The organism is Methylobacterium gossipiicola (genome assembly GCF_900113485.1).
Taxonomy (GTDB): domain Bacteria; phylum Pseudomonadota; class Alphaproteobacteria; order Rhizobiales; family Beijerinckiaceae; genus Methylobacterium; species Methylobacterium gossipiicola.
The window spans coordinates 41398-63303 of sequence record NZ_FOPM01000007.1; the positions used below are offsets into that span (position 1 = coordinate 41398).

Genomic DNA, 21906 nt, shown 5'->3' on the forward strand with positions numbered 1-21906 from the left:
CGGCGGGAGACGCGGGAATCAAGCGTCCCGGCCGGTGTGCCCGGCCGGAACGACGCGGCCCTCAATAGCCGTCGTAGATGCTGCCGGAGGAGAAGCCGAGGCCGACGCCGATATCGGCCGAGCTGGCGCCGGTGATCCCGAAGGCGTCCGGCAGGGAGCCGATGCGTGGGCCGTAGCCGGCATTGTAGCGCGGCGCGTAGCCGACGCCGTAGCCGACAGGACGGTGCCCGGCCGGAACCCAGCCGGCGCGGGCCGGCTGAACGAGGACGCGGCGGCGGACATTGGCGTATGCTGGCGGGATCGTCTCCGGGATGGTCTGGGCCGGTTGCACCAGGACGCGGCGGCTGCGCACGGTGTATTGCGGCGGCACGTCCACCCAGCACCCGACGAGTTCGCCATAGGCATCGCGGCGGGTCTGCCAGACCCGGCCGCCGGGGCTGACGAGGACGCGCTCGGACACGGTTTCGTAGACGGGCGGCACCGTGCGGTAGACCGTCTCGGCGGGACGCACGAGGACCTGCTCGTTGACGGCGCCGTAGACCGGCGGGGTCGCGACGTAGCGGTAGCACTCGGCGCCGCCGCAGCCGCCCGCCTGGGCGGTGGCGGCGGACAGGACGGCGCCGGCGATGGCGAAGGTGGCGGCGGAGATGAGTCGGGTGACCGGCGCGGTCATGGGGCTTCCTCGGGCTGGACGCGGATACCGTGAAACGGGCGCCGTGACCGGGCGCACATCTCGACGTATCAGAGGCAGCTTTGTTGCGGCCCGAGCAAGCCGGATTCAGACTCAGGGTAAAATTAACCCAAGCTTAGGACTACTTAGATCTTGCGCTACTTACGTAAAGGCGCGGGGAACCGATGGGGATTCAGGTCTGCCCGCGCTTGAGTTGATAGAAGATGTGCCGGCCGATGACATCCATCTTGCGCAGGCGCCGCGACCAGCCGGGCTTCACGTAATCGGCATGGTAATGCGTCGCCCCGCCGACCTCGCTGAGGTAGGTCCGTCCCTCGATCACCGCGTTGGCGATGCGGGTGGCCGTCTGCCAGGACGGGCCATCGGTGATGCGCAGGGACTTGCCCTCGCAGGCGAAGGAGAACTGGCAGCCCATGTAGCGGTGCCGGTTCTGGTAGACCACGCCGCAGACATTGGTGGGGTAGAGCCCGCTTTTCACGCGGTTCAGCACCACCTGCGCCACGGCGGCCTGGCCCTCCTCGGGCTCGCTGCGGGCCTCGAAATACACGGCCTCGGCGAGGCAGCGCTGTTCGCGGTCGAGGGCGTCCGGTTCGATGAGGTCGGCATAGCGGTGGCGGGCGACCTCGGGGATGGAGGCGGCGGGCGCTCCGCCATCGTGGCGCGGCGAGAAGCCGGGGATCACGAGGCTCGCGGCGGCGACTTCCACGGGAGTGGCGTCGGCGGGGGCCGGGGTGGTGGAGGACAGGGCGACGGCGCGGGGAATCGCCGGGGTCGCACCGTCGTCGGTCTCGACGATCCCCTCCCCCGTCCGCGGCGGAACCCAGCCGGCCTCGGGATCGAGGTCCGGCGTCCACGCGGCGGCGCCGGGAAGGATCGCGCCGGACAGGCCGGCGAGGAGGAGCGCGGCGGCGGCATCCGCCGATCCGGCCGTGCCGATCCGGGCGCCCATGAGGGGGACGGCCGGTGTCCCGATCTGCGCGGTGCGCGCGACGGGGTACGAGGCCCCCGTGCCGGCGCTCGCCGTGAAGGACACCAGGAGGCCCATGCCGGCGGCCCAGGGCGCCATGGCGGCGCTGAGCCAACGCAGGCTCGAATCGCGTCGTACCCGTTTCGTGCCCACGCTCACCGACTCACGCTACACAACACCACAGCGGCCCGCCGTTCACGGTGCCCTTATGGGTTCCCGTGTTCGGCCGCCGACCGGAGTATGATCGCGTGGCATGGTTGCGGAGCGGTTAAGGCCGTTCCGCCGCCGTCGGTTCAGAATGCGCCGGGGCGCCCGTGGGCGACGGCGAAGGCGTTCACCAGGGTAGCGGGCGCCGAGGCGCCGCCCTCCCGCAGGCCGGTGATCCGGGCCGCGTCGGCGTTGCTCTGGGTGGCGACGGCGACGACGAGGAGCGCCAGCGTCGCGAGACCGCCGAAGGCCCAGACATATGCCTGCTGGACGGCTTTCGGGATCGGGACGGCAGCGGGATTTTCGTTGAGGAACAGGGGGGTGGGCGTCGTATCGATCATGGCCGGCGTTCCCACGCGAAGGCAGCCACTCCAGTGAGCCGGACGTATCGCGCAATGGAGTGGCACTAGCATCGAACGTGCCGGAACGAAATCGGTTCGCCGTGTTTCCGACAATTTGTTGAACGGATTTCGCCATGTCCGTCCCGAGCGGCGGGGAGCGCCCGGGACGGACGTGTCTCAGGCGTCCTTGCGCCCGGTGTTGCCGGCATCCTTGGCGCCGTCGCGGGACGCCAGAGCCGCCTGGGCGGCGGCGAGGCGGGCGATCGGCACGCGGTAGGGCGAGCACGACACGTAGTCGAGACCGACCTCCTGGCAGAAGCCGATGGAGGCCGGATCGCCGCCATGCTCGCCGCAGATGCCGAGCTTGATGTCCGGGCGCACGGCCCGGCCGCGCTCGACGCCGATGCGTACGAGCTCGCCCACGCCCTCCTGATCGATGGAGATGAACGGATCGGCGGCCAGAATCCCCTTCTGGGTATAGGCCCCGAGGAAGGTCGCCGCGTCGTCGCGGGAGATGCCGAGGGCCGTCTGGGTCAGGTCGTTGGTGCCGAAGGAGAAGAACTCCGCCGTCCGGGCGATGTCGCCGGCCCGCAGCGCCGCGCGGGGCAGCTCGATCATGGTGCCGACCTGATAGGCGACGCTGCTGCCGGTCTCCTCCGAGACGGCCTTCGCCATGGCGTCGATGCGCGCCTTGACGATGTCGAACTCCCGTTGGGTGAACACCAGCGGCACCATCACTTCCGGCGTCACCGGGGCGCCGGTCTCCTTGGCGGCCTGGACGGCGGCCTCGAAGATGGCGCGGGCCTGCATTTCGGCGATCTCCGGGAAGGCGATGGCGAGGCGGCAGCCGCGGAAGCCGAGCATGGGGTTGAACTCGTGCAGCTCCGTCATCCGGCGGCGCAGCTTGTCCTCCGAAACACCCATGCTGGTGGCGACATCCTGAACCTCCGCATCCGTGTGCGGCAGGAATTCGTGCAGCGGCGGATCGAGCAGGCGGATCGTGACGGGCAGGCCCGACATGATCGTGAACAGCTCCGCGAAGTCCTGGCGCTGATAGGGCAGGATCTTTGCGAGCGCCGAGCGGCGCCCTTCCGCGTCGTCGGCCAGGATCATCTCGCGCACCGCGACGATGCGGTCGCCCTCGAAGAACATGTGCTCCGTGCGGCACAGGCCGATGCCCTCGGCGCCGAAGTTGCGGGCGGCCCGCGCGTCGGTCGGGGTGTCGGCGTTGGTGCGCACCTTCATGGTGCGGACCTTGTCGGCCCAGCCCATCAGGGTGGCGAACTCGCCCGACAGGGACGGCTCCAGCATCGCCACCTCGCCGAGCAGCACCTGGCCCGTCGAGCCGTCGATGGTGATCTTGTCGCCGGCTTTCAGGACCGTGCCGGCCACCGTCAGGGTGCCGGCCTTGTAATCGACCCGGACGGTGCCGGCGCCGGAGACGCAGGGCTTGCCCATGCCGCGGGCCACCACGGCCGCGTGGCTCGTCATGCCGCCGCGCGTGGTGAGGATGCCCTCGGAGGCGTGCATCCCGTGGATGTCCTCCGGCGAGGTCTCGATGCGCACGAGGATACACTTGCGCTCGGCCTTGCGGGCGGCCTCGGCATCCTCGGAATTGAATACGATCTCGCCCGTGGCCGCGCCCGGCGAGGCGGGCAGGCCCGAGGCGATGACCTTGCGCTCGGCTTTCGGATCGATGGTCGGGTGGAGCAGCTGGTCGAGGGCCGCCGGCTCGATGCGGCCGATGGCCTCCTCCTGGGTGATCAGGCCCTCCGCCGCGAGGTCGACGGCGATGCGCAGGGCCGCCTTGGCCGTGCGCTTGCCGTTGCGGGTCTGGAGCATCCAGAGCTTGCCGCTCTCGATGGTGAATTCCATGTCCTGCATGTCGCGGTAATGGGTCTCGAGGAGGCCGTAGATCCGCACCAGCTCGGCGTAGGATTCCGGCATCGCCTTCTCCATGGAGGGGCGGTCGGATTTCGCTTCGATGCGGGCCTTCTCGGTGATGTCCTGCGGCGTGCGGATGCCCGCCACCACGTCCTCGCCTTGCGCGTTGATGAGGAATTCGCCGTAGAGGGCGCGCTCACCCGTGGAGGGGTTGCGGGTGAAGGCGACGCCGGTGGCCGAGGTCTCGCCCATGTTGCCGAACACCATGGCCTGGACGTTCACGGCCGTGCCCCAACTCTCCGGGATGCCGTTCAGCTCGCGGTACTTCTTGGCGCGGGGGATCATCCACGAATCGAACACCGCCCCGATGGCACCCCAGAGCTGGTCCTCGGCGCCCTGCGGGAAGTCCGAGCCGTGCTCGGCCTTCACGATGGCCTTGTACTTGCCGACGAGGTGCTTCCAATCCTCGGCGCCGAGTTCCGTATCGAGGCTGACGCCCTTCTCGTCCTTGTAGTGCTCCAAGGCCTCCTCGAAGGCGTGGTGCTCCACGCCCAGCACCACGTTGGAATACATGGTGATGAAGCGGCGGTAGGAATCGTAGGCGAAGCGCGGATCTCCGGCGCCCTCCGCCAGGGCCTCGACGGTGACGTCGTTGAGGCCGAGGTTGAGCACCGTGTCCATCATGCCGGGCATGGAGGCGCGGGCGCCCGAGCGGACGGAGACGAGGAGCGGAGTCTTCGGATCGCCGAAGCCGCGCCCGGTCAGCCGGCCCACGGCCGCCAGGGCGGCGGCGACCTGTTCCTTCAGTTCCGCCGGATAGGTGCGGCCGTTGTCATAGTAAGCGGTGCAGACTTCCGTCGTGATGGTGAAGCCGGGCGGGACCGGCAGGCCGAGATTCGACATCTCGGCGAGGTTCGCGCCCTTGCCGCCGAGCAGGTTGCGCATGGAGGACTCGCCCTCCGCCTTGCCGTCCCCGAAGGAATAGACCCACTTGCCCATCGTGATCCGCCCGGTTGCTGGAGGACATCGCGCAGCGCGCGCCCATCGTACCGGCGGGTTGGACCATCTCTTGCTGCAACGCAAGGTGAACGGGGCGGCCAGCCTGTGCGGACATGACGGATTGCGAGTGTTGTCACCCTCCGGCGTTGCGCCGGCTCAAAAGCGGCCGTGCCGACCCGGTCCAAGGCCCCGCCGGGGGCACGCCGGACCTCAGGCCCGATACTTGCCGTTGCGCTTGACCAGAACCTGGGTGCCCACGGGGACGCGCTCGTAGAGGTCGACGATGTCCTCGTTGAGCATCCGCACGCAGCCCGACGACAATTGCTCGCCGATGCTCCAGGGCTCGTTGGTGCCGTGGATGCGGAACAGGGTGTCGCGGTTGCCCTGATAGAGGTAGAGTGCGCGGGCGCCGAGGGGATTGTCGAGGCCGCCCTTGCGGGTGCGCGGCAGGTCGGGGTTGAGGGACACCATGGTGGGGGTCGGGCTCCAATCGGGCCACACCCCCTTGCGGGCGATCCGGGCCTCGCCCTTCCACGAGAACCCCGCCTTGCCGACGCCGACGCCGTACTGGAGGGCGGTGCCGTCCTCCTGCACCAGGGCGATGAGGCGGTTATCGATGTCGACCACGATGGTGCCGGGCTTCTCGGGGCCGGTGTAACGCACCACCTGACGGCGATATTTCGGATCGAGGCGCGTCTTGTCGACGAGGGGCACGTCGAACGGCTTGTCCGGCAGGGTGCCGGTGTACCAGGCGGCGTCCTCGGCCGCGACGTTGACCGGCCCGCGCGCGTTGCAGGCGGCCAGGGGGGCGATGAGGACCAGGCCGAGGATGGCGTTGCGGATCGGCATGGCGGGCTCCACGAGGGCGGGATCGGACCGATGGTGGCCGTTTCGGTGTCCTGATTAGCCCCTTCGACGGCCGACGGGTGTCTCTTTCCCGCCGCAGGTGCCGCCGAGCGGCGATCCGGGCGTCGTCCGGGTGATGTTGATCCGGCCGTGGTCAGGGCCACATCAGGAGAAGACGCGAACGAGGATGGCCATGCCCGACACCGAGACGCTTCCGGTTCCCGAGGTGGAAGACGTGCTGCGGGAACTGGCGCCCGCGATTCACCTCGACCATTGCGTCATCCACGTCTCGGACTGGGATCGGTCGATCGCGTTCTACCGCGACGTCCTCGGGGCCGAGATCATCGCGCGTCCCGTGGGCGCCGCGTTCCGCTTCGGCGGGGTACAACTCAACGTCCACGGTCCCGGCGTGACGGCGGCGCCGCTCGCCGCCAAGCCCGTGTTGCCGGGCAACAGCGACCTGTGTTTCCGCTGGTCCGGTCCCATCGAGGGGGCGACGGCGCACCTCGCGGCGCAGGGCGTGGCGGTGGAACTCGGTCCCGTGGAGCGCAATGGCGCGGCGGGGGCGGGCGTCAGCGTCTATTTCCGCGATCCCGACGGATCGCTGCTGGAATTCATCACCTATCCGGAGGTGTGATCAGCCCTGGCTCTGGGCGAGCTGCTGATTCGTCTGTTCGAGGCGCAGGGCGAGTTCGCGCAGGACCGCGATGCCGATCTGTGGGAACTGCGCCAGGAGTTCGAGGAAGACCGTACGGTCGATGCGCAGCGCCGTGAGGGTCGTCAGGGCCGTCACCGTGGCCGAGCGCGGCTGTTCGGCGAGGATTCCCATTTCGCCCAGGAGGGCGTTGGCGCCGAGCAGCGCCAGACGAAACCGCCCCTGCGGCCCGTCGATGGACACTTCCGCCTCGCCTTCCAGGAGGAGGTAGGCGGCGTCCGCCGCGTCGCCCCGGGCGAACAGGGCCTGGCCGGCTTCGAAATGCACCCGCTCGCTCGTGAAGGCGAGGAGCTTCAGGCGCGAGGGCTCGACGCCCCGGAACAGGGGGACCTGTCGGAGGGACGAGACTTCGGTCTCGAGGGTCATCGGCCGGTCATCGTGCACGTCATGCCGGAACTCATAGCCCATTCGGGTTGCGCGCGCACGAATTGTTCAGATCCGGTGCTCCCTGCGGCACGGAGCGGTTGGAACCAATCGTGAGGAAGCGAATCGCCGACGACCGTGTGTCGCCGGCAGTCTCGGTACGGTAACGGAAATTCACCCCGATGCTATAGCCACGCTTGTCCGTCGGGCTTCCATTTGCGGCGATCTTCGCCAAGGAACCATCGATATTGGTGAAGGTTGTCTTGGCAGTGAGAGCAATTTTGAGGAGGCGCTGATGGCATCGAACTCCACCTCGAAGCGGGGCTTTGCCTCGATGGATCTGGAGCGGCAGCGGGAGATCGCGAGCAAGGGTGGGCGCAGTGTGCCGGCCGAGAAGCGCTCGTTTTCCCAGGATCGTGAGCTGGCTTCGTCGGCCGGACGCAAGGGCGGTCAGTCGACGGGAACGGGTCGTCCCGGCGAGGATTGACGGGTGGGCGCCGAGGCTCTCGGAGCCTCGGCGCGCCCTCTTGCGGTCTTGAGAACCGAACAGGCCCCTTCCGGGTTGGAGGGGGCCTGTTTGCGTTGATGGGATGCTTTGGCGCTCCTTGGAGGGCCACGGGATCAGGATGGTCTCATGCCGGTCGCGCTGGGCTGAGTGCTAACCCCTTCGGTAAGGGGGCTGTTTGCGTTTACGAGATGCACCGCCCCGGCAACATGCGCCGGGCCTCGGGGCCAGCGAGGGAGCTGATGGCACCTTCACAGCCTTCGCGCATGAGGCGACGCACCTTCGGGGTCTCTTTCTCGCTCGCAGTACGCGCCGGCTGGTTCGAAGCCGTGGAGTTCGCACGATTCACGGGGCGTGCGATGGAGGCGAGACGGATCGGGCTGATCGCCGTCGAGGCGACGCGCTGTCCGGGAAGCGCGGCTTGCCGCGCCATCGGCGCGGCGGTCGCGCCGAGCCAGTGATCGGCGGTCTGTTGTACCGTCGGTTGGACCAAGATGGTCAGGAGGGCTGCGGGTCCGCTGATGCTGAGGAGGAAGCCCGACCGAAACATCGTCGTTGTCTCCCAAAAGGAGCTTGACAGGATGTCATAACAACGCCGTCAGACCTTGACGGTTCCTCGACTGTTTCGAAATGGGCAAACACAATAATGATCGTATCGAAAATCATTAGGATTTGACGGATCTGGCCATCGTCCCGCACGGCGGGGCGTGGCGAAAAAGCATCAAATTGCGAAAAATCGGAGCTCCTCGGGCCTCGGTTGGAACGGCGTGACCGCGAAACCGTTGTTCCATCACCCGGCCGTCTGGTCCTCCCCCGCAATCCCCTTGTGAACAGGCCGGAACCTCATCGACGGGCTGGAGCTTGCGCTCCGGCCCGTTTTTTCGTGGCCCGGGCCGCATGAAAAAGGCCCCGGCGATGCCGGGGCCTCGGGTCGATCCAGGAGGACCGAAGGGGGTTAGGCCGACTTCACATCCCGGCGGCGGGCGCTCTGCTGGAAGAACAGCGCCTGGCTGATCACAGCCGAGACGTTGGCGGGCTGGAACGGCTTGGCGATGAGGAAGGCCGGCTCCGGACGCTCGCCCGTGAGGAATCGCTCCGGATAGGCTGTGATGAAGATCACCGGCACCTCGAAGGTCTTCAGCAGGTCGTTCACGGCGTCGAGGCCCGAGCTGCCATCGGCGAGCTGGATATCGGCGAGGATCAAGCCGGGGCGCGTGCCCTCGGAGGCGATCTTGATCGCCTCCGTCCGCGTGCGGGCGACCCCGATGACGTTGTGTCCGAGGCCCTCCACCAGGGCTTCGAGGTCCATGGCGATGAGGGGCTCGTCCTCGATGATGAGGATCTCGGTGGCCATGTCGGCGGCGAGTTCGCGGCCCGCCTCGTCGACGAGGTCGCGGACTTCGCTGACATCGACATCGAGGATGATCGCCGCATCCTCCTCCGAGAAGCCCTCGAGGCAGGAGAGCAGGAAGGCTTGGCGCGGCAGCGGCGTGATCTGGCCGAGGCGCACTTCCGCCGGCAGGTCGTGCTGCACTTGCTCGCTCTGGCCGTTCACCGAGAGGGAATTCCAGATGCGCGTAAAGACGCGGAAGAGGTCGGCCTTGACGTTGGCGCTGCGGCCGAGGGTCTCCGGCTCGTTGACGAGTGTCTCGAGGGTGGCGGCGACGTAGGCATCGCCCGCGACCTGGCTGCCCGTGAGCGCCCGCGCGTAGCGGCGCAGATACGGCAGGTGCTGCACCACGAGTTGGGCTGTCGACATACTATCCCCTTGGCTTTGCCGTTCTGGGCCGCCTCTTGGCCGTTCCGCCACAACGCGGGATAAAGGGCTGCGTTCCGCGCTGCGGGAACCGACTGTTCACATCGGCGTTGCAGGTGCAGCCATGGCCTAAGTCGGGCCGCAAAACAATTGCGGCGATGCCCGTGCGGCATCGAGGGGAAGAACGGATGACAGACCACGACGAGGGCGGTTCCCCGCCGGGGGAGACGGCCCTGCGTGCCAAGGAGGAGACCCGTGGCCGGGGATTGAGCGATCACACGCAGAAACGCATCGGACTTCACCTGAGGGCGCTCTACGATCAGATCGTCGAGCAGCCCGTGCCGGATCGGTTTCGCGATCTCATCGCTCAACTCGAAGCCACGCCGTCGGACGATCCGGCGTCCTGAGGCGCCGGATGGCGTCAATCGCGAAAACACGAACAGGAAGAGGGCCGCCGGGCGGCCCTCTTCCTGTTCGTGCCGTCTCCGGCCCCTCGAAGGGGCCGGCTCGGTGGGCGGACCACACGGCCCGCCCGTCGAGGATCGTCCTTACAGGGTCGGCGAACGGCCGCGCATCAGGCCGATGACGGCCGAGATGGCGAACAGCACGATGGCGACGAAGAAGACGAGCTTGGCGGCTTCCATGGCGGTGCCGGCGATGCCGCCGAATCCGAGCAGAGCGGCCACGAGAGCGACGACGAGGAAAGTAACGGCCCAACCCAGCATCTGACTCTATCCTTCGAAAGACCGGCGCAGCGTCGGCTGCGACCTCATTGCAGCGATAACGCCAAGTTTTCACCCCGGTTCCGCCCCAGCGTTCGTCGAATGGGGGCTCGGCACGACGATTCCTCGCGCGGGTTCGCCGCGATCCTAATCCGGCAACCATCCTCGGCCGGGGAACCCGGCCTGTCCTTGCCAGGGGACGCCGGGGCTGTCAGATTTCCCGGGACGCTGACACCGCGTGGGGGCACGCGGGTGTCGGACCGGGGCAATGTCCCGGGGGGCATGGCTTTTGCGCGTCATGTCCCGGTGGCGCGAAGGTGCGGCGGATTGACGTTCGACCCTGCGCAGCCACACCGGCACTCGTTATGTCTTCCTTAACCGGTGCAGGAACCGGCCCGTCCCGGGTCGCGTTCGTTGTCCGTCGTTGATCGAGGAGCCCGTGATGAAGGAATCGCCCATCGGATCGCTCGTGCGGCGGCTCGTGAAGGCGGTGGGTACGGTGGGAGACGCCGTATCCCGCGGTCTCGGTGCCCTGGTCGAGGGGGCGGCACCCGCGCCGCAGCTCGTGCCCGTCCGGGTTCGGCAGACGCGCCGTCGGCCGTGAGGGCGGGCAAGCTGGTCCCAATCGGGGGCCGGCACTTCAGTAAAGTGCCGTCGATCTGAGTCCGAAGACATATCCGCCGTCGAGATGCGCTCCGGGTTTCGACGGATTTTCGATCCCGCCGCCCGGATTGAACACGCATTGGATATCCGGCTGAACCGTCCAGCCGGGCGCCACCTGCATCTGATACGAGAGTTCGAGACTCGCCTCCGCCGTTCGGACGAAGCCGCCGCCGCCGAAGGTCAGCCGGTCGCGGTCGAAGCCGCGGGCCGCCGCGCCGATCCGGGCGTAGATGACGCTCAGACCGAACAGGTCGTCCGGTCGTCCCGGCACCAGACCGGCGACGACGAGTCCCCCATCCGCCCAGAGGTCGATGAGGTTGCGGTCGGAGGGGCTGCCCGCGAGTCGGGCATAGACCGAAATCCCGCTCGCCGGTCCGCCCCCCTCGGGGCGGTAGAGTTGCTGATCCATCACCGCGTAGAGGCCGCCGGTGCCGCGCAGACGCCGCGCCGATCCCAGGCTCGCCGGATCGCCGAGGCGCAGGCCCTCGGCGTCGAAGCGCAGATGCGCCGCCGGCCCGACATGCCGGTAGCCTCCGAGCTTGAGGCTGCCCGCGAGGCCGGGTGCGTCCGCATCCTGATTCCACCGCGTCTGCAATTCGGCCATCACCAGGGGCGGATCGGTCAGACGAAAATTCGTCCCGTGCCGGTTGGTCATGCCCTGGTCGCCCGGATCGCCGTTGAACACGGCGAGGAGCCCCGAGAGGTGGGGCATCGGATCGTAGCGCAGGCGCAGGCCCGGCGTGGCCAGGGGATAGGCCGGGCCGCCGCTCGGCAGGTTGGCGCCCGTGATGGTGGGCCAATCGTTGCTCAAGAACGGTTTGCCCGTCTCGGAGGCGAAGAACTCCCCATCCGCCGCGAGCTGCCCGACCCGGAGGGCTACCCCCGAGGCCCAGCGGCGTTCGAGCCAGAGTTCCGACAGGCGCGTGGTGGAGGCAGCCTCGATGTTGCTCACGGTGACGAGCCGCCGGAAGCTGCGATCGCGCAAGCCCCCGGTGTCGTCGATCCGGAACGCGTTGGCGAAGGCGGTGAACCCGGACAAGCCCGCCCAACGGTCGAGATCCACCGACAGGATCGCTTCGCTTTTTCCGGCGTAGATCGGCCCGGTGCGGAGGCCGCCCTTCGGATTGCCCAGCACCTCATGGGTCGACAGGAGGGTCAGGTCGATTCCCCGCGCCCGCAGGGCGGCGCGCACGCCGCCGGGATCGGCGAATGGGCCGAGGGCCGCGCCGATGGAGACCGGGAGCGGACCCTCCGGTTCGGCGCCGGCCGCCTTCCCGGCGGCGAGCGCCAGGACAAGACAGGCGGCGACGAAAATCCGGAATGACGCTGGCGGCATAGAGCCTCTCCTGAACAATTTAGCCTAGGCTATAATTTGGGCGTGCGGCAGCCGTCGGCGCCCGGTCGGAGAACCGGGTCCGTCTGGTGGAGTCTGGGACGGCGGTGTCGGCGCGGGTTCGTCAGGCCCCGCGCGGCGGGATCAGGCGCCCGTCACCGTGTCGACGAGGAGCTTCAGGTTCAGCACGACGATGAGGCCGGCGATGGCCCAGGACAGGATCGCGAGCCAGCCCGGGATGACGAGGGCGCCCATCTTGCCCCGGTCGGACACGAACCGGACCAGGGGGATCACCGCGAAGGGCAACTGCATCGAGAGCACGACCTGGCTGAGCACGAGGAGCCGGGCGGTACCGGCCTCGCCGTAGAGGGCCGTCACCGCCACCACCGGCACGATGGCGAGGCCACGGGTGATGAGGCGCCGCGCCCAGTCGGGGATGCGCAGCCGCAGAAAACCCTCCATCACGATCTGGCCCGCGAGGGTCGCCGTGACGGTGGAGTTGAGGCCCGAGGCCAGGAGCGCCGTGGCGAACAGGGTCGAGGCGATGCCGGCCCCGAGGAGCGGCGACAGCAACTCGTAGGCTTGCTCGATCTCCTCCACGTCCGTGCGGCCATGGGCGTGGAACACCGACGCCGCCAGGATCAGGATCGCGGCGTTGACGAACAGGGCCAGCATCAGCGCGATGGTGGAATCGGCCACGGCGAAGCGCAGGGCCTCGCGCCGACCCGTATCGGTGCGCGGGTAGGCGCGCGTCTGCACGATGGAGGAGTGGAGGTAGAGGTTGTGCGGCATCACCGTCGCGCCGATGATCCCGATTGCGATGTAGAGGGCGGCCGGGTTGGTCACCACCTCGGGCGTCGGCAGGAAGCCGGCCAGCACGGCGTGCAGCGGTGGATGCGCCAGGGCGATCTGGATGCCGAAGCACACGAAGATCACGCCGAGCAACGCCATCACGAAGGCTTCGAGCGCCCGGAAACCCCGCCGCATCAGCAGCAGGATGAGGAAGACGTCCAGCGCCGTGATGAGCGCCCCGACAACCAGGGGGATGCCGAACAGGAGTTTCAGGGCGATGGCGGTGCCGATGACCTCGGCGAGGTCGCAGGCGATGATCGCCGCCTCGCAGGCCAGCCATAGGACGAAGCCCACGGGGCGCGAATAGTGGTCGCGGCACGCCTGGGCGAGGTCGCGGCCCGTGGCGATGCCCAGCCGCGCCGAGAGCGCCTGCAGCACGATGGCCATGAGGTTCGAGAGCAGGATGACGCAGAGGAGGGTGTAGCCGAACCGGGCGCCGCCGGCGATGTCGGTCGCCCAGTTGCCCGGGTCCATGTAGCCCACCGAGATCATGTAGCCCGGCCCGAGGAAGCCCAGCAGCCGCCGCAGCCAGGAGCCCGTCTGCCGCACGGGCACGCTGCCGTTCAGGGAGCCGAGGCTCGGCTGCTCCCGTGTGTCGCGGGCCACGCGCCACGCCCGTTCCTCATGTCCCATCGGCCCGAACGATCCCCCGGCGAGGCCACACCAACGCCCCAGCTTCGATGGGTGAGATATAGCATCGGCTATAATGAAAATAAAAGGCTTCATTCGCCGGGCGTTGTCGCAGGCCGGTCGATGGCTTAGGGGCTGGGCCGATCCGCGCATGTCCCCGGGCCTGCCGACGCGACCGAGCACGAGCACCCCGCATGAGCGCCCCCGCCCCACCGGATCTCGACGCCGCCCTCCCCCCCAGCGGCGAGACCGTGCGGCTGTCGCCCCTGATCCGGCGTCGCGTCTGCCCCAATGCCAGCCCGTTCACGGCGAGCGGCACCTGCACGTACGTCGTCGGAACGGGCGCCGTCGCGGTGATCGATCCGGGGCCGGAGGCGTCCGATCACGTCGAGGCCCTGCTGGCCTCCCTGCCGGGCGAGCGGGTGACGGCGATCGTCGTCACCCACACCCACCGCGATCATTCGCCGGGGGCGCGCCTGCTCCAGGCCCGCACGGGGGCGCCCATCGTCGGCTGCGGCCCGCACCGTGCGGCCCGTGAACTGACGGAGGGCGAGTTTCCGCACCTCGACGCCAGCGCCGACCGGGCCCACGCGCCCGACCGGCTCATGCGGGAGGGCGACACGCTCGCGGGCGACGGCTGGACCCTGGTGGCTTTGGAGACGCCGGGCCACACCATGAACCACCTCGCCTTCGCGCTCCCCGAGGAAGCGGCCCTGTTCTCGGGCGATCACGTCATGGCGTGGTCCACGAGTATCGTGGCGCCGCCCGACGGCTCCATGCGCGCCTATCTCGCGTCCCTCGACAAGCTGCGGGAGCGCGACGAGACGGTGTATTGGCCCGGGCACGGTGGCCCGGTGCGCGATCCGCGCCGGTTCGTGCGCGGCCTCGCCGCCCATCGCCGCCAGCGCGAGTCTTCGATCCGGGGCCGGATCGAGGCGGGCGACCGCGATGTCCGCGCCATCGTGGCGGCGATCTACCAGGGCCTGAACCCGGCCCTGCACGGCGCCGCCGCCCTCTCGGTCTTCGCCCATCTGGAGGATCTGGTGGAGCGCGGCGTGATCGTCAGCGACGGGCCGCCGCGCCTGGAGGGACGCTACGCGCCGGCATAGGTACAAAACTCTCGCGTGAACCGAATGTTAGCGGTCTAGCATCCATGGTTGCATGACCGGTCGCCGATCGGGGTTGCGGCAGGGGACGATGCGGTGCCAGCGCGAGTCCATCAAAGACTGATCGTTTCGGCGTTTCTCGCAATCTCGATGATCGCGTCGCCGTATGGGACCGGAGGCGTCCACGCTCAGGCGCAATTCGCCGGTGGCGTTGCGATCGTCGGGTCCGGAACGGATCCGAGACCCGATCCCCCGGAGAGCGAACAGGTCAATCCGTCGATCGACGGGGACCGCCAGGGATTGGCTTCCGCCTGGACCAACAATTTCTGCCTTCGCTGGACCGATGGTTGCTCCACCTGCTCACGCAACGAGGTTTGGGAAGACGCAACCTGCCATCCCCATGACGACAGTGCGTGTCGACGCCGCTCTGTCCAGTGCAAGGTCGTCGACGAAGCCGTGCTCCACCTCTCGTGCTCGCGCTATTACAACGGCGTGAACTGGTGTGAGCCGACGTTCACCGACGATGACGTGTCGGCGGGAATTTGCACGCGCCGCGCCATGGTGCCCGGTTCGTCCGGTTCGTCCGATTCGACGGACTTCTCATGCACCAAGGACTGGAGCTTCGAGGAACGCTGGTTCTGCTCGCCCGATACGCCAGAAGCAGCGCGGCACTTGTGTGAAGCCGATCGGATCAAGAAAGCGGCGGCCGGGCGCGCGGCTCGCCCGCAGATCAGCTTTCCGGGTTTGAGGCGGTAGGGGGCGACAGCGCGATCGGGCCGCCGTCCTGTCGATCCTTCGTCAGGCTCCCATTCCACTTATGTTCGGGATGCAAGGTCCGCAGCAAGGCGAGCAATCGGTCCTTCTCTTCCGCCGAGGATCGCCGGAGGAAAAGATCGAAATCCGCCTGATCCTTGTCCCTTTCATACTTGGCCTTGAACAGCATGACGAGGGCCGGGGCGAGGTGCGGAATGCCGGTTCCGCCCCTCCGAACGGCCTCGGCGCGGGGTATCCGGATCGTCCGATCGCGCTTGTAGATCCAAAGGTCCGGCGTTCCCGGCTCCAGCATCAGGTCCACGCGCCAGCACCCGTGTCGCCGGTCCGCCCCCCAGAGCTGCCAGACATCGTCCGGCAGGTTCGATGACGGGGGGAGAAATGCGAAGGCCCCGTCCTTGACGGTGAAGAAATCCAGCTCCGGCAGAAGCGCGCGGACAGCGTTTGCGTCCTCGCGAAGAGCGACGAACTCCAGGTCTTCGTGCGCGCGCGTGGCCTCGCCATGCCAAACGTCCAAGGCCCATCCGCCCGCGACGTACCAGGGCGAGGTCGCTTCCCGGAGGCGCTGGTGGAGTTCGTCGGGAGACCACGCATCCCAGGCATCGTCGTCGAGGGGGATCATCGCAAGATCCGCTGGACGCAGATGTGAAAGATCAGACCGTGCAAGCGCCGCCGCGCCGGTCGGACCTTGCCCCCCAAAACGCTACTTCACCGCGATGGCGAGGTTGGCGACCTCGTCGAGATAGGCCCGGATGCGGTCGGCGTTGGCGCCGAAATCGTGGCCGCCGAGGCGGGAGGCCGAGCGGACGTCGATGCGGGCGCCGTCGCCGCGCGGATGCACCCGGACGGTGACGTCGTCGGCAAGGTTGAGGATGAGGCTCCGTGACACCGCCTCGATGCGGCCGTTGCCGATGCGGCCGCCGGGCCGGATCGCCTCGACGATCTGCCAGCGCCGGTTCACCGCCGCCTTGCGGGCGAGCTCGAAGGCCATGTCGGCGTCGAGGTCGAGGGTCAGGGGAGCGACCTGCGGATAGGCCGCGCGCTGGCCCGTCCGCGCCGGCGGGCCGGGCTCGGGGGTGTAGTGCCCGTCCCGCGCCGCGAAGGCCGCGCGCGAGCGCGAGAAGGCCGGTGGATTGTCGAGATCGGTGGACACGTCCGTCAGCGCCGGCTGGCCGAGGGCCCGCAGGCCCACGAAGGCCGGGTAGGCGAGGAGCGCGCAGGCGAGGACCAGGCCGAGGACGGCCGCCCCGAGGCCGCGCGCGCCCTCGCGCCAGACCCGCACGAAGGCGAACAGGGCCAGCGCCACGGCGACGAGGGCCAGGGCCAGCCCCGCCCCGAGGGTGGCCAGGGCCGGGCCGGCCTCCGCGCGCGGATCGCGCACCAGCACCACGGCGAACAGGGTGACGAGGAGGGCGAGGACGGCCACCGTGCGGGCGAGTGGACCGGCGCGGGTCACGGGGTCCTCGAAGGGCAGACGACGCATGGGCTTTAAGGACGATCCCTGTCGGGCAGGCTGCCCATGGCCGTGCGGGGCGCCCCCGGCGGACGCCCGAGCTTTACCGGGCGCGGGCACGGCGCGCCACCCGTGCTTACGCCGCGCCGGGGTTCTGCTATAGCGGCAGGATCATGAGCGTGACCGCCCCCGACCGATCCGAGGCGAGGCTGCCCGAGGCCGAGGGCTCGGACCCGCTCCGGGTCTGGTTCCGCTTCATCCGCCTCAACCGCCGCGTCACCGCCGCCATGGCCGGCGAATTGCGGGGGCTCGGCCTGTCGATTCCGCAATTCGATGCCCTCTCGACCCTCACCGAGCGCGAAGGGCTGACCCAGCAGGACCTCGCGGCCCGGCTCTACGTCACGAAGGGCAACGTTTCGGGGTTGGTCGACCGCCTCGTGGAGGCCGGCTGGGTCGAGCGCCGGGCGATTCCCGGGGATCGGCGCTCCCACGCCCTGCACCTCACTCCCGCCGGCACCGCCCTTGCCGCGCGCGGCATCGCGGCGCAGAAAGCCTACGTCACCCGCACCCTCGGCCGCCTCGCCCCCGAGGATATTGCGGCGTTCGAGGGTTTGGTGCAGCGCTGGCGGGACGTGGCGCGGGCGGATGCGGACGACGTGGCCTGAGGGCCGGGAACGACGACGCTTAACCGGGCGCGAACCATGCCGAGCCGTCGGCGCGCCCGCGTAATGAATTCGGTGACCGTGGTCCTGTAGTTTCTCGCCCAGGACAGGCAGAGACATGCAAATCGATCTCCAGACCCTCTGGTATTTGACCGTCGGAACGCTGACCGTGTCGGCGTTGCTTCTCCTCTGGGAGCGGCAGGCGCATCCGGGGCGCGCCGACGTGCTCGCAATTCTGTCCGGGGGGTTGTTGGCGTTCATTCTCGGCTGCATCGTCGCGATGAATCGAAGCCGGTTTCCCATGACCCTCGGCATGGGAGCCACCAACGTCCTGATGATGTCGGGCTATCTTCTGGTCCTCAACGCCGCGGCCGGACTCGATGGCCGGCGCCACGTCCGCGCATCGGCCGTGGCCCTCGGCGTCATCGCCGTCGTCTGGGTGGTCCTGGGCACGCAGGCCCCGGCCGCGTTCTGGAACCATGTCGCGGCCCTGCCCATCGCCCTCGCCAGCGGCCTGACGGCGTGGACGCTCCTGCGCAGCCGCGCGGTCCAGGGACTTCGCTCCCGGCCCCTCGCCGTCGCGATCTCGGGCGCCCACGCCATGTTCTACCTCGGCCGCGCCTTCCTCTCCCCCGTCCTGGCCCAGTGGTACGGGCCGGACATGCTGTCCGCCATCGCCAAGGCGACGATGACCGAGGCCGTCTTGTATTCGGTGGCGATGCCGATGTCGTTTCTCGCGCTCGTCCGCGAGGAGGAGAAGCGGCAACTCCTGCGCCTGTCGCAGACCGATCAATTGACCGGGCTCGCGAACCGGCACGCCCTTTTCTCGCAGGGCAACCGCATCCTCGCGGATCGGGCCGGCCGACCCGTGTCCCTCCTCGCCTTCGACCTCGATCACTTCAAGGCGATCAACGATCGCCATGGCCATGCCGTCGGCGACGACATCCTGGCGCTGTTCGCGCGGATCCTGCGCGACGAGGCGGGAGCGGACGCCCTGCCGGTGCGGCTGGGGGGCGAGGAGTTCGCCGCCCTCCTGCCGGATTGCGACGCCGAGGAAGCGCTCCGCCGCGCCTCCGGGATCGCCAGCCTTTTCGCGGCCGCCGCCGTCCGGTCGGACGGTCCCGGCATCCGCGCCACCGTCAGTATCGGCCTCGCGGCCCCCGATTGCCGCGACCTCTCCGGGATGCTCGCGAGCGCCGACGGCGCCCTGTATCGGGCCAAGCGCCTCGGCCGGAACCGCATCGAGAGCGCGCAGCCGAATCGGGTGTCGGCCGCGGCCTAGTGCTGTGACGCAATCACTTCGTTCCTGCGCCAGAGCACGAGGCTTTTGTTTTGGCATCAATTTTCCCAGACACGGCTGAAGCCCCCGTCTGGATCGATGCACGAGACCCCTAACGGGACGATGCCCCCGTGGGGGCCGACGGGCCGTCGATCTCGGCGAGTAGGGCCGGCAGGTCGTGGATCGAGCCGATGACGTGGTCCGCCTCCTCCCGCATCACCGCGCGGGCCCCCTCCCCCGACGGTCCGCTGAGGACCGCGATGGCAACGGCCCCGGCGGCCCGCGCCGCGCCGGTATCGGCGGTCGTGTCACCCACCAGGGCGATGCGGTGCGGAGGCACGCCGAGGCGGTCGGCGAAGGCCAGGACCATGCCGGGGCCGGGCTTGGCGCCGTGGCCGGAATCGTAGCCCGCGATGAAGTCGAGATGCGGGGTCAGGCCGAGGCGGTCGGCCTGGGCGCGGGCCGAGGCTTCCGCGTCGTTGGTGGCGATCCCGAGGGTGTAGCCCGCCCCGCGTAAGGCGGCGGCGAGGTCGGCCGGGGCGCCGATGGGGTGGAGCGTGCGCAGGGCCGCCGCCCGGAACAGCCGGTCCATCTCGCCATAGAGGTCCGGCCCGGCGGGGCGGTCGAGGGCCTCGGCCCAGAGCGGCCCGTAGACCGAGGAGGCGCCGGCCAGCAGCGGCGAGGTCGGCAGGAAGCGCCGCTCGGCCTCGACGTAGTGGCTCACCCGCATCAGCCGCTCGAACCGCGCGCGGTCGCCGCCCGCCAGGGTGGTCATCACCGCATGGGCCGCCGGCCCCCAGGTGCGGTCGAAATCGATGAGCGTCCCATCCTTGTCGAACAGGAGGCCGCTGAGACGGTTGTTCATGCTCAAGCCGCCGCCGGTATCTTCTCGACCTCGACGACGGGTCCCGTGGCCGTCATCCGCTCGCGGGCCACCAGCCGGTCGCCGGGTTCGAACACGCCGAGGTTCACGTCGCGGTCGGGCAGCACCACCGTGGTGATCTTGTTGAGGTGAACGAGGACGTGGCGCTTCTGCGGCAGCGACGACACCGCCCAGCGCTTCAACTGAGCGTAATACGGCTCCCGCCGCCACGCATTGGGCTGGCCCGGATCGACCTGCACGTTCATGTGGCGCGAGACCGGATCGAGGCTGAGCACCATCTTGGCGCGGTCGGGCTTCCATTCGGGTCCGAGCCAGGCTTCCGTCATCCAGAGGCAGTGAAAGGCGCGGCAATGGTCGGGCCGGGTTTCGTGGATGGCGCATCCCCTGCCTTGCTTCGTGTGCCGGCACCATTGCCCGGCGGTGCTCTCCACGGCCGGGACGTCGTAGACCTTGCAGCACAGGGTGCAGGACCCGCAGGCCCGGCCGGGGGCCGGCATCGCGACGACGCTCGCGGGATCGAGGGTGGTGGGCGAGAGCATGGCGGGGTCCGGTTGCGAGCGGTGGGTTTCTGCCCGGGCATCGGGCCGTTAGTGTGGCCGCCTCGGCGAGCCGGCGCGGCCCGCTTCACGGAACGGACATTCGGATGCTCTCGAACCTGGCGGCCCGCGACGTCGAGACCCTGATCCACCCCTACACCAACCTCGCGACGTTTCGCGAGACCGGCTCCCTCGTACTGGAGCGCGGCCACGGCGTCTGGGTCTACGACAGCGACGGCCGCCCCTACCTGGAGGGCATGGCGGGGCTGTGGTGCACGGCGCTGGGCTATTCCAACGAGGAGCTGGTGGAGGCGGCGCGCGAGCAGATGTCCCGCCTGCCGTTCACCCACCTGTTCTCGGGCCGCAGCCACGACCCGGCCATCGAGCTCGCCGAGACCCTCAAGGAACTGATGCCGGTCCCAACCTCGAAGATCTTTTTCACCTCCTCGGGGTCGGAGGCCAACGACACCCAGGTGAAGCTCACCTGGTACCTCAACAACGCGCTCGGCCGGCCAACGAAGAAGAAGATCATCTGCCACCGCAAGGGCTATCACGGCGTCACGGTGGCCACCGCTTCCATGACCGGCCTGCCCGCCAACCACGCCGATTGGGACCTGCCCCTGCCGGGCTTCCTCCACACGGGGTGCCCGCACCATTATCGGTTCGGGGAAGCGGGTGAGACGGAAGGTGCGTTCGCCGCGCGCCTCGCCGACGAACTCGACGCCCTGATCCAGCGCGAGGGACCCGACACCGTGGCGGCCTTCGTGGCCGAGCCGATCCTCGGGGCCGGCGGGGCCATCGTGCCGCCGGCGGGGTATTACGCGGGGATCCAGGCGGTTCTGGAGCGTTACGACGTGCGCTTCATCGCCGACGAGGTGATCTGCGGCTTCGGGCGGCTCGGCACCTGGTTCGGCGCCGAGGCCATGGGGATGCGCCCCGACAGCCTCACCTTCGCCAAGGCCCTGACCTCGGGCTACATGCCGCTCGGCGGCATCTCTATCGACGAGCCCCTCTACCGGGAGATGGTGTCGCAGAGCGCCAAGCTCGGCACCTTCGGGCACGGCACCACCTATTCCGGGCACCCCGTCGCCTGCGCCGTGGCGCTGAAGACCATCGCGATCTACCGGCGGGACGGGATCGTGGAAGGCGTTGCCGCCAAGGCCCCGCACTTCCAGGCCCGTCTCTCGGCCCTGGCCGATCACCCCATCGTCGGCGAGGCCCGGGGCGTCGGGCTCATCGGCGGCATCGAGATCGTGGCCTGCAAGCGCACCAAGCGCCAATACGATCCCAAGGCCGGTGTGGCCGCCCGCTGCGTCGCCTTCGCGCAGGCGGAAGGGCTGATCGTGCGCTTCCTCGCGGGGGACCGCATCGCCGTGTGCCCGCCCCTCGTCATCGCGCCCGCCGAGATCGACACCCTGTTCGACCGCCTCGGCCGGGCGTTGGACCGCACCCGGGCCTGGATCGCCGCCGAGGGCCTGGCGCCCGTGACGCCCCAGGGGGCCTGACACGGTGCCCCATCGGCAACGGGGAATTTGTATTCAGCTTCGACCGCATTGCGGGGAACGTTATTGCATCGCCGCAACAACGATCACGAATTCGTTGGTTCACGAAGGATGATGAGAAAGAGGGCTGCCGTCATTTGAGGCAAGGGCAGAGCCTTAAGCTTCCGTTCATGTGACGGCTATCTTTATAGATCCCGAGATGCTCGCAAGGCGTCCGGGATGAGCCGAACGGCGCCTGGA

General features: G+C 69.0%; 23 protein-coding genes. 9 read left to right on the forward strand and 14 right to left on the reverse strand.

Annotated elements, in window-relative coordinates; translation table 11 throughout:
• Positions 1-61: 61 nt before the first annotated feature.
• The 5 genes from BM249_RS07780 to BM249_RS07800 all read right to left on the reverse strand — a co-directional run bounded on the left by BM249_RS07780 (position 62) and on the right by BM249_RS07800 (position 5938).
• Positions 62-673: a hypothetical protein gene (locus tag BM249_RS07780; protein ID WP_091970602.1), complete on the reverse strand. Its 612-nt coding sequence runs from the start codon at positions 671-673 to the stop codon at positions 62-64.
• A 190-nt stretch (positions 674-863) separates the two neighbouring features.
• A complete protein-coding gene (locus BM249_RS07785; RefSeq protein ID WP_425284804.1) occupies positions 864-1811 on the reverse strand; it encodes a cell wall hydrolase in 948 nt (315 codons plus the stop codon).
• Positions 1812-1951: 140 nt separating this feature from the next.
• Positions 1952-2206, reverse strand: a complete 255-nt coding sequence (locus tag BM249_RS07790; protein ID WP_091970606.1) for a hypothetical protein — start codon at positions 2204-2206, stop codon at positions 1952-1954.
• Positions 2207-2383: 177 nt separating this feature from the next.
• The gene (ppdK, locus tag BM249_RS07795) at positions 2384-5089 is read right to left on the reverse strand and encodes a pyruvate, phosphate dikinase (RefSeq protein ID WP_091970608.1); all 2706 of its coding nucleotides are present in this window, start codon (positions 5087-5089) and stop codon (positions 2384-2386) included.
• A gap of 210 nt (positions 5090-5299) precedes the next feature.
• The gene (locus BM249_RS07800; RefSeq protein ID WP_091970851.1) at positions 5300-5938 is read right to left on the reverse strand and encodes a L,D-transpeptidase; all 639 of its coding nucleotides are present in this window, start codon (positions 5936-5938) and stop codon (positions 5300-5302) included.
• Positions 5939-6128: 190 nt separating this feature from the next.
• Here BM249_RS07800 and BM249_RS07805 point away from each other — a divergent pair, with 190 nt between their 5' ends.
• Positions 6129-6572, forward strand: coding sequence for a VOC family protein (locus tag BM249_RS07805; RefSeq protein ID WP_091970853.1), 444 nt, complete (start codon positions 6129-6131; stop codon positions 6570-6572).
• Here the strand turns inward: BM249_RS07805 and BM249_RS07810 are convergent, their stop codons facing one another.
• The gene (locus BM249_RS07810; RefSeq protein WP_091970855.1) at positions 6573-7016 is read right to left on the reverse strand and encodes a cyclic nucleotide-binding domain-containing protein; all 444 of its coding nucleotides are present in this window, start codon (positions 7014-7016) and stop codon (positions 6573-6575) included.
• Between the two features lie 289 nt (positions 7017-7305).
• On the opposite strand from BM249_RS07810, the gene BM249_RS07815 reads away from it, so the two are divergent.
• A complete protein-coding gene (locus BM249_RS07815; protein ID WP_056173408.1) occupies positions 7306-7500 on the forward strand; it encodes a con-10 family general stress protein in 195 nt (64 codons plus the stop codon).
• Between the two features lie 973 nt (positions 7501-8473).
• On the opposite strand, the gene BM249_RS07825 is transcribed toward BM249_RS07815, so the two are convergent.
• Positions 8474-9277, reverse strand: a complete 804-nt coding sequence (locus BM249_RS07825) for a response regulator (protein ID WP_091970612.1) — start codon at positions 9275-9277, stop codon at positions 8474-8476.
• 185 nt (positions 9278-9462) lie between these two features.
• On the opposite strand from BM249_RS07825, the gene BM249_RS07830 reads away from it, so the two are divergent.
• Positions 9463-9681 (forward strand): NepR family anti-sigma factor, encoded by a 219-nt coding sequence (locus BM249_RS07830; protein ID WP_091970614.1) that lies wholly within the window; start codon positions 9463-9465, stop codon positions 9679-9681.
• 141 nt (positions 9682-9822) lie between these two features.
• On the opposite strand, the gene BM249_RS07835 is transcribed toward BM249_RS07830, so the two are convergent.
• The gene (locus BM249_RS07835) at positions 9823-9999 is read right to left on the reverse strand and encodes a DUF1328 domain-containing protein (RefSeq protein ID WP_003599466.1); all 177 of its coding nucleotides are present in this window, start codon (positions 9997-9999) and stop codon (positions 9823-9825) included.
• Positions 10000-10438: 439 nt separating this feature from the next.
• Between BM249_RS07835 and BM249_RS21615 the strand changes: the two genes are divergently transcribed.
• The gene (locus BM249_RS21615) at positions 10439-10600 is read left to right on the forward strand and encodes a hypothetical protein (protein ID WP_177232359.1); all 162 of its coding nucleotides are present in this window, start codon (positions 10439-10441) and stop codon (positions 10598-10600) included.
• A gap of 36 nt (positions 10601-10636) precedes the next feature.
• On the opposite strand, the gene BM249_RS07845 is transcribed toward BM249_RS21615, so the two are convergent.
• Together BM249_RS07845 and BM249_RS07850 are read right to left on the reverse strand one after the other, a co-directional pair.
• A complete protein-coding gene (locus BM249_RS07845) occupies positions 10637-11995 on the reverse strand; it encodes a carbohydrate porin (RefSeq protein WP_091970618.1) in 1359 nt (452 codons plus the stop codon).
• Between the two features lie 141 nt (positions 11996-12136).
• Positions 12137-13477 carry an Nramp family divalent metal transporter gene (locus BM249_RS07850; RefSeq protein WP_091970620.1) on the reverse strand — a complete coding sequence of 447 codons (1341 nt, stop codon included), beginning with the start codon at positions 13475-13477 and terminating at the stop codon, positions 12137-12139.
• Between the two features lie 191 nt (positions 13478-13668).
• Here BM249_RS07850 and BM249_RS07855 point away from each other — a divergent pair, with 191 nt between their 5' ends.
• Positions 13669-14583, forward strand: a complete 915-nt coding sequence (locus BM249_RS07855; protein ID WP_091970622.1) for an MBL fold metallo-hydrolase — start codon at positions 13669-13671, stop codon at positions 14581-14583.
• Between the two features lie 93 nt (positions 14584-14676).
• Positions 14677-15336: a hypothetical protein gene (locus BM249_RS21190; protein WP_143103710.1), complete on the forward strand. Its 660-nt coding sequence runs from the start codon at positions 14677-14679 to the stop codon at positions 15334-15336.
• On the opposite strand, the gene BM249_RS07860 is transcribed toward BM249_RS21190, so the two are convergent.
• Positions 15311-15973, reverse strand: coding sequence for a nucleotidyltransferase domain-containing protein (locus BM249_RS07860; RefSeq protein ID WP_177232360.1), 663 nt, complete (start codon positions 15971-15973; stop codon positions 15311-15313). The genes BM249_RS21190 and BM249_RS07860 overlap by 26 nt on opposite strands.
• A gap of 81 nt (positions 15974-16054) precedes the next feature.
• Positions 16055-16834 carry a DUF1499 domain-containing protein gene (locus BM249_RS07865; protein WP_091970623.1) on the reverse strand — a complete coding sequence of 260 codons (780 nt, stop codon included), beginning with the start codon at positions 16832-16834 and terminating at the stop codon, positions 16055-16057.
• A gap of 143 nt (positions 16835-16977) precedes the next feature.
• Here BM249_RS07865 and BM249_RS07870 point away from each other — a divergent pair, with 143 nt between their 5' ends.
• On the forward strand, positions 16978-17469 hold the full coding sequence (locus BM249_RS07870) for a MarR family winged helix-turn-helix transcriptional regulator (RefSeq protein ID WP_091970625.1): 492 nt from the start codon (positions 16978-16980) through the stop codon (positions 17467-17469).
• 115 nt (positions 17470-17584) lie between these two features.
• Positions 17585-18748: a GGDEF domain-containing protein gene (locus BM249_RS07875; RefSeq protein WP_091970626.1), complete on the forward strand. Its 1164-nt coding sequence runs from the start codon at positions 17585-17587 to the stop codon at positions 18746-18748.
• A 109-nt stretch (positions 18749-18857) separates the two neighbouring features.
• On the opposite strand, the gene BM249_RS07880 is transcribed toward BM249_RS07875, so the two are convergent.
• Complete coding sequence (locus BM249_RS07880; RefSeq protein ID WP_091970627.1) at positions 18858-19610, reverse strand: HAD family hydrolase; 753 nt, start codon at positions 19608-19610, stop codon at positions 18858-18860.
• A gap of 2 nt (positions 19611-19612) precedes the next feature.
• Positions 19613-20167, reverse strand: coding sequence for a hypothetical protein (locus BM249_RS07885; RefSeq protein WP_091970628.1), 555 nt, complete (start codon positions 20165-20167; stop codon positions 19613-19615).
• 104 nt (positions 20168-20271) lie between these two features.
• Between BM249_RS07885 and BM249_RS07890 the strand changes: the two genes are divergently transcribed.
• Positions 20272-21669 carry an aminotransferase gene (locus BM249_RS07890; protein ID WP_091970629.1) on the forward strand — a complete coding sequence of 466 codons (1398 nt, stop codon included), beginning with the start codon at positions 20272-20274 and terminating at the stop codon, positions 21667-21669.
• Positions 21670-21906: the final 237 nt, after the last annotated feature.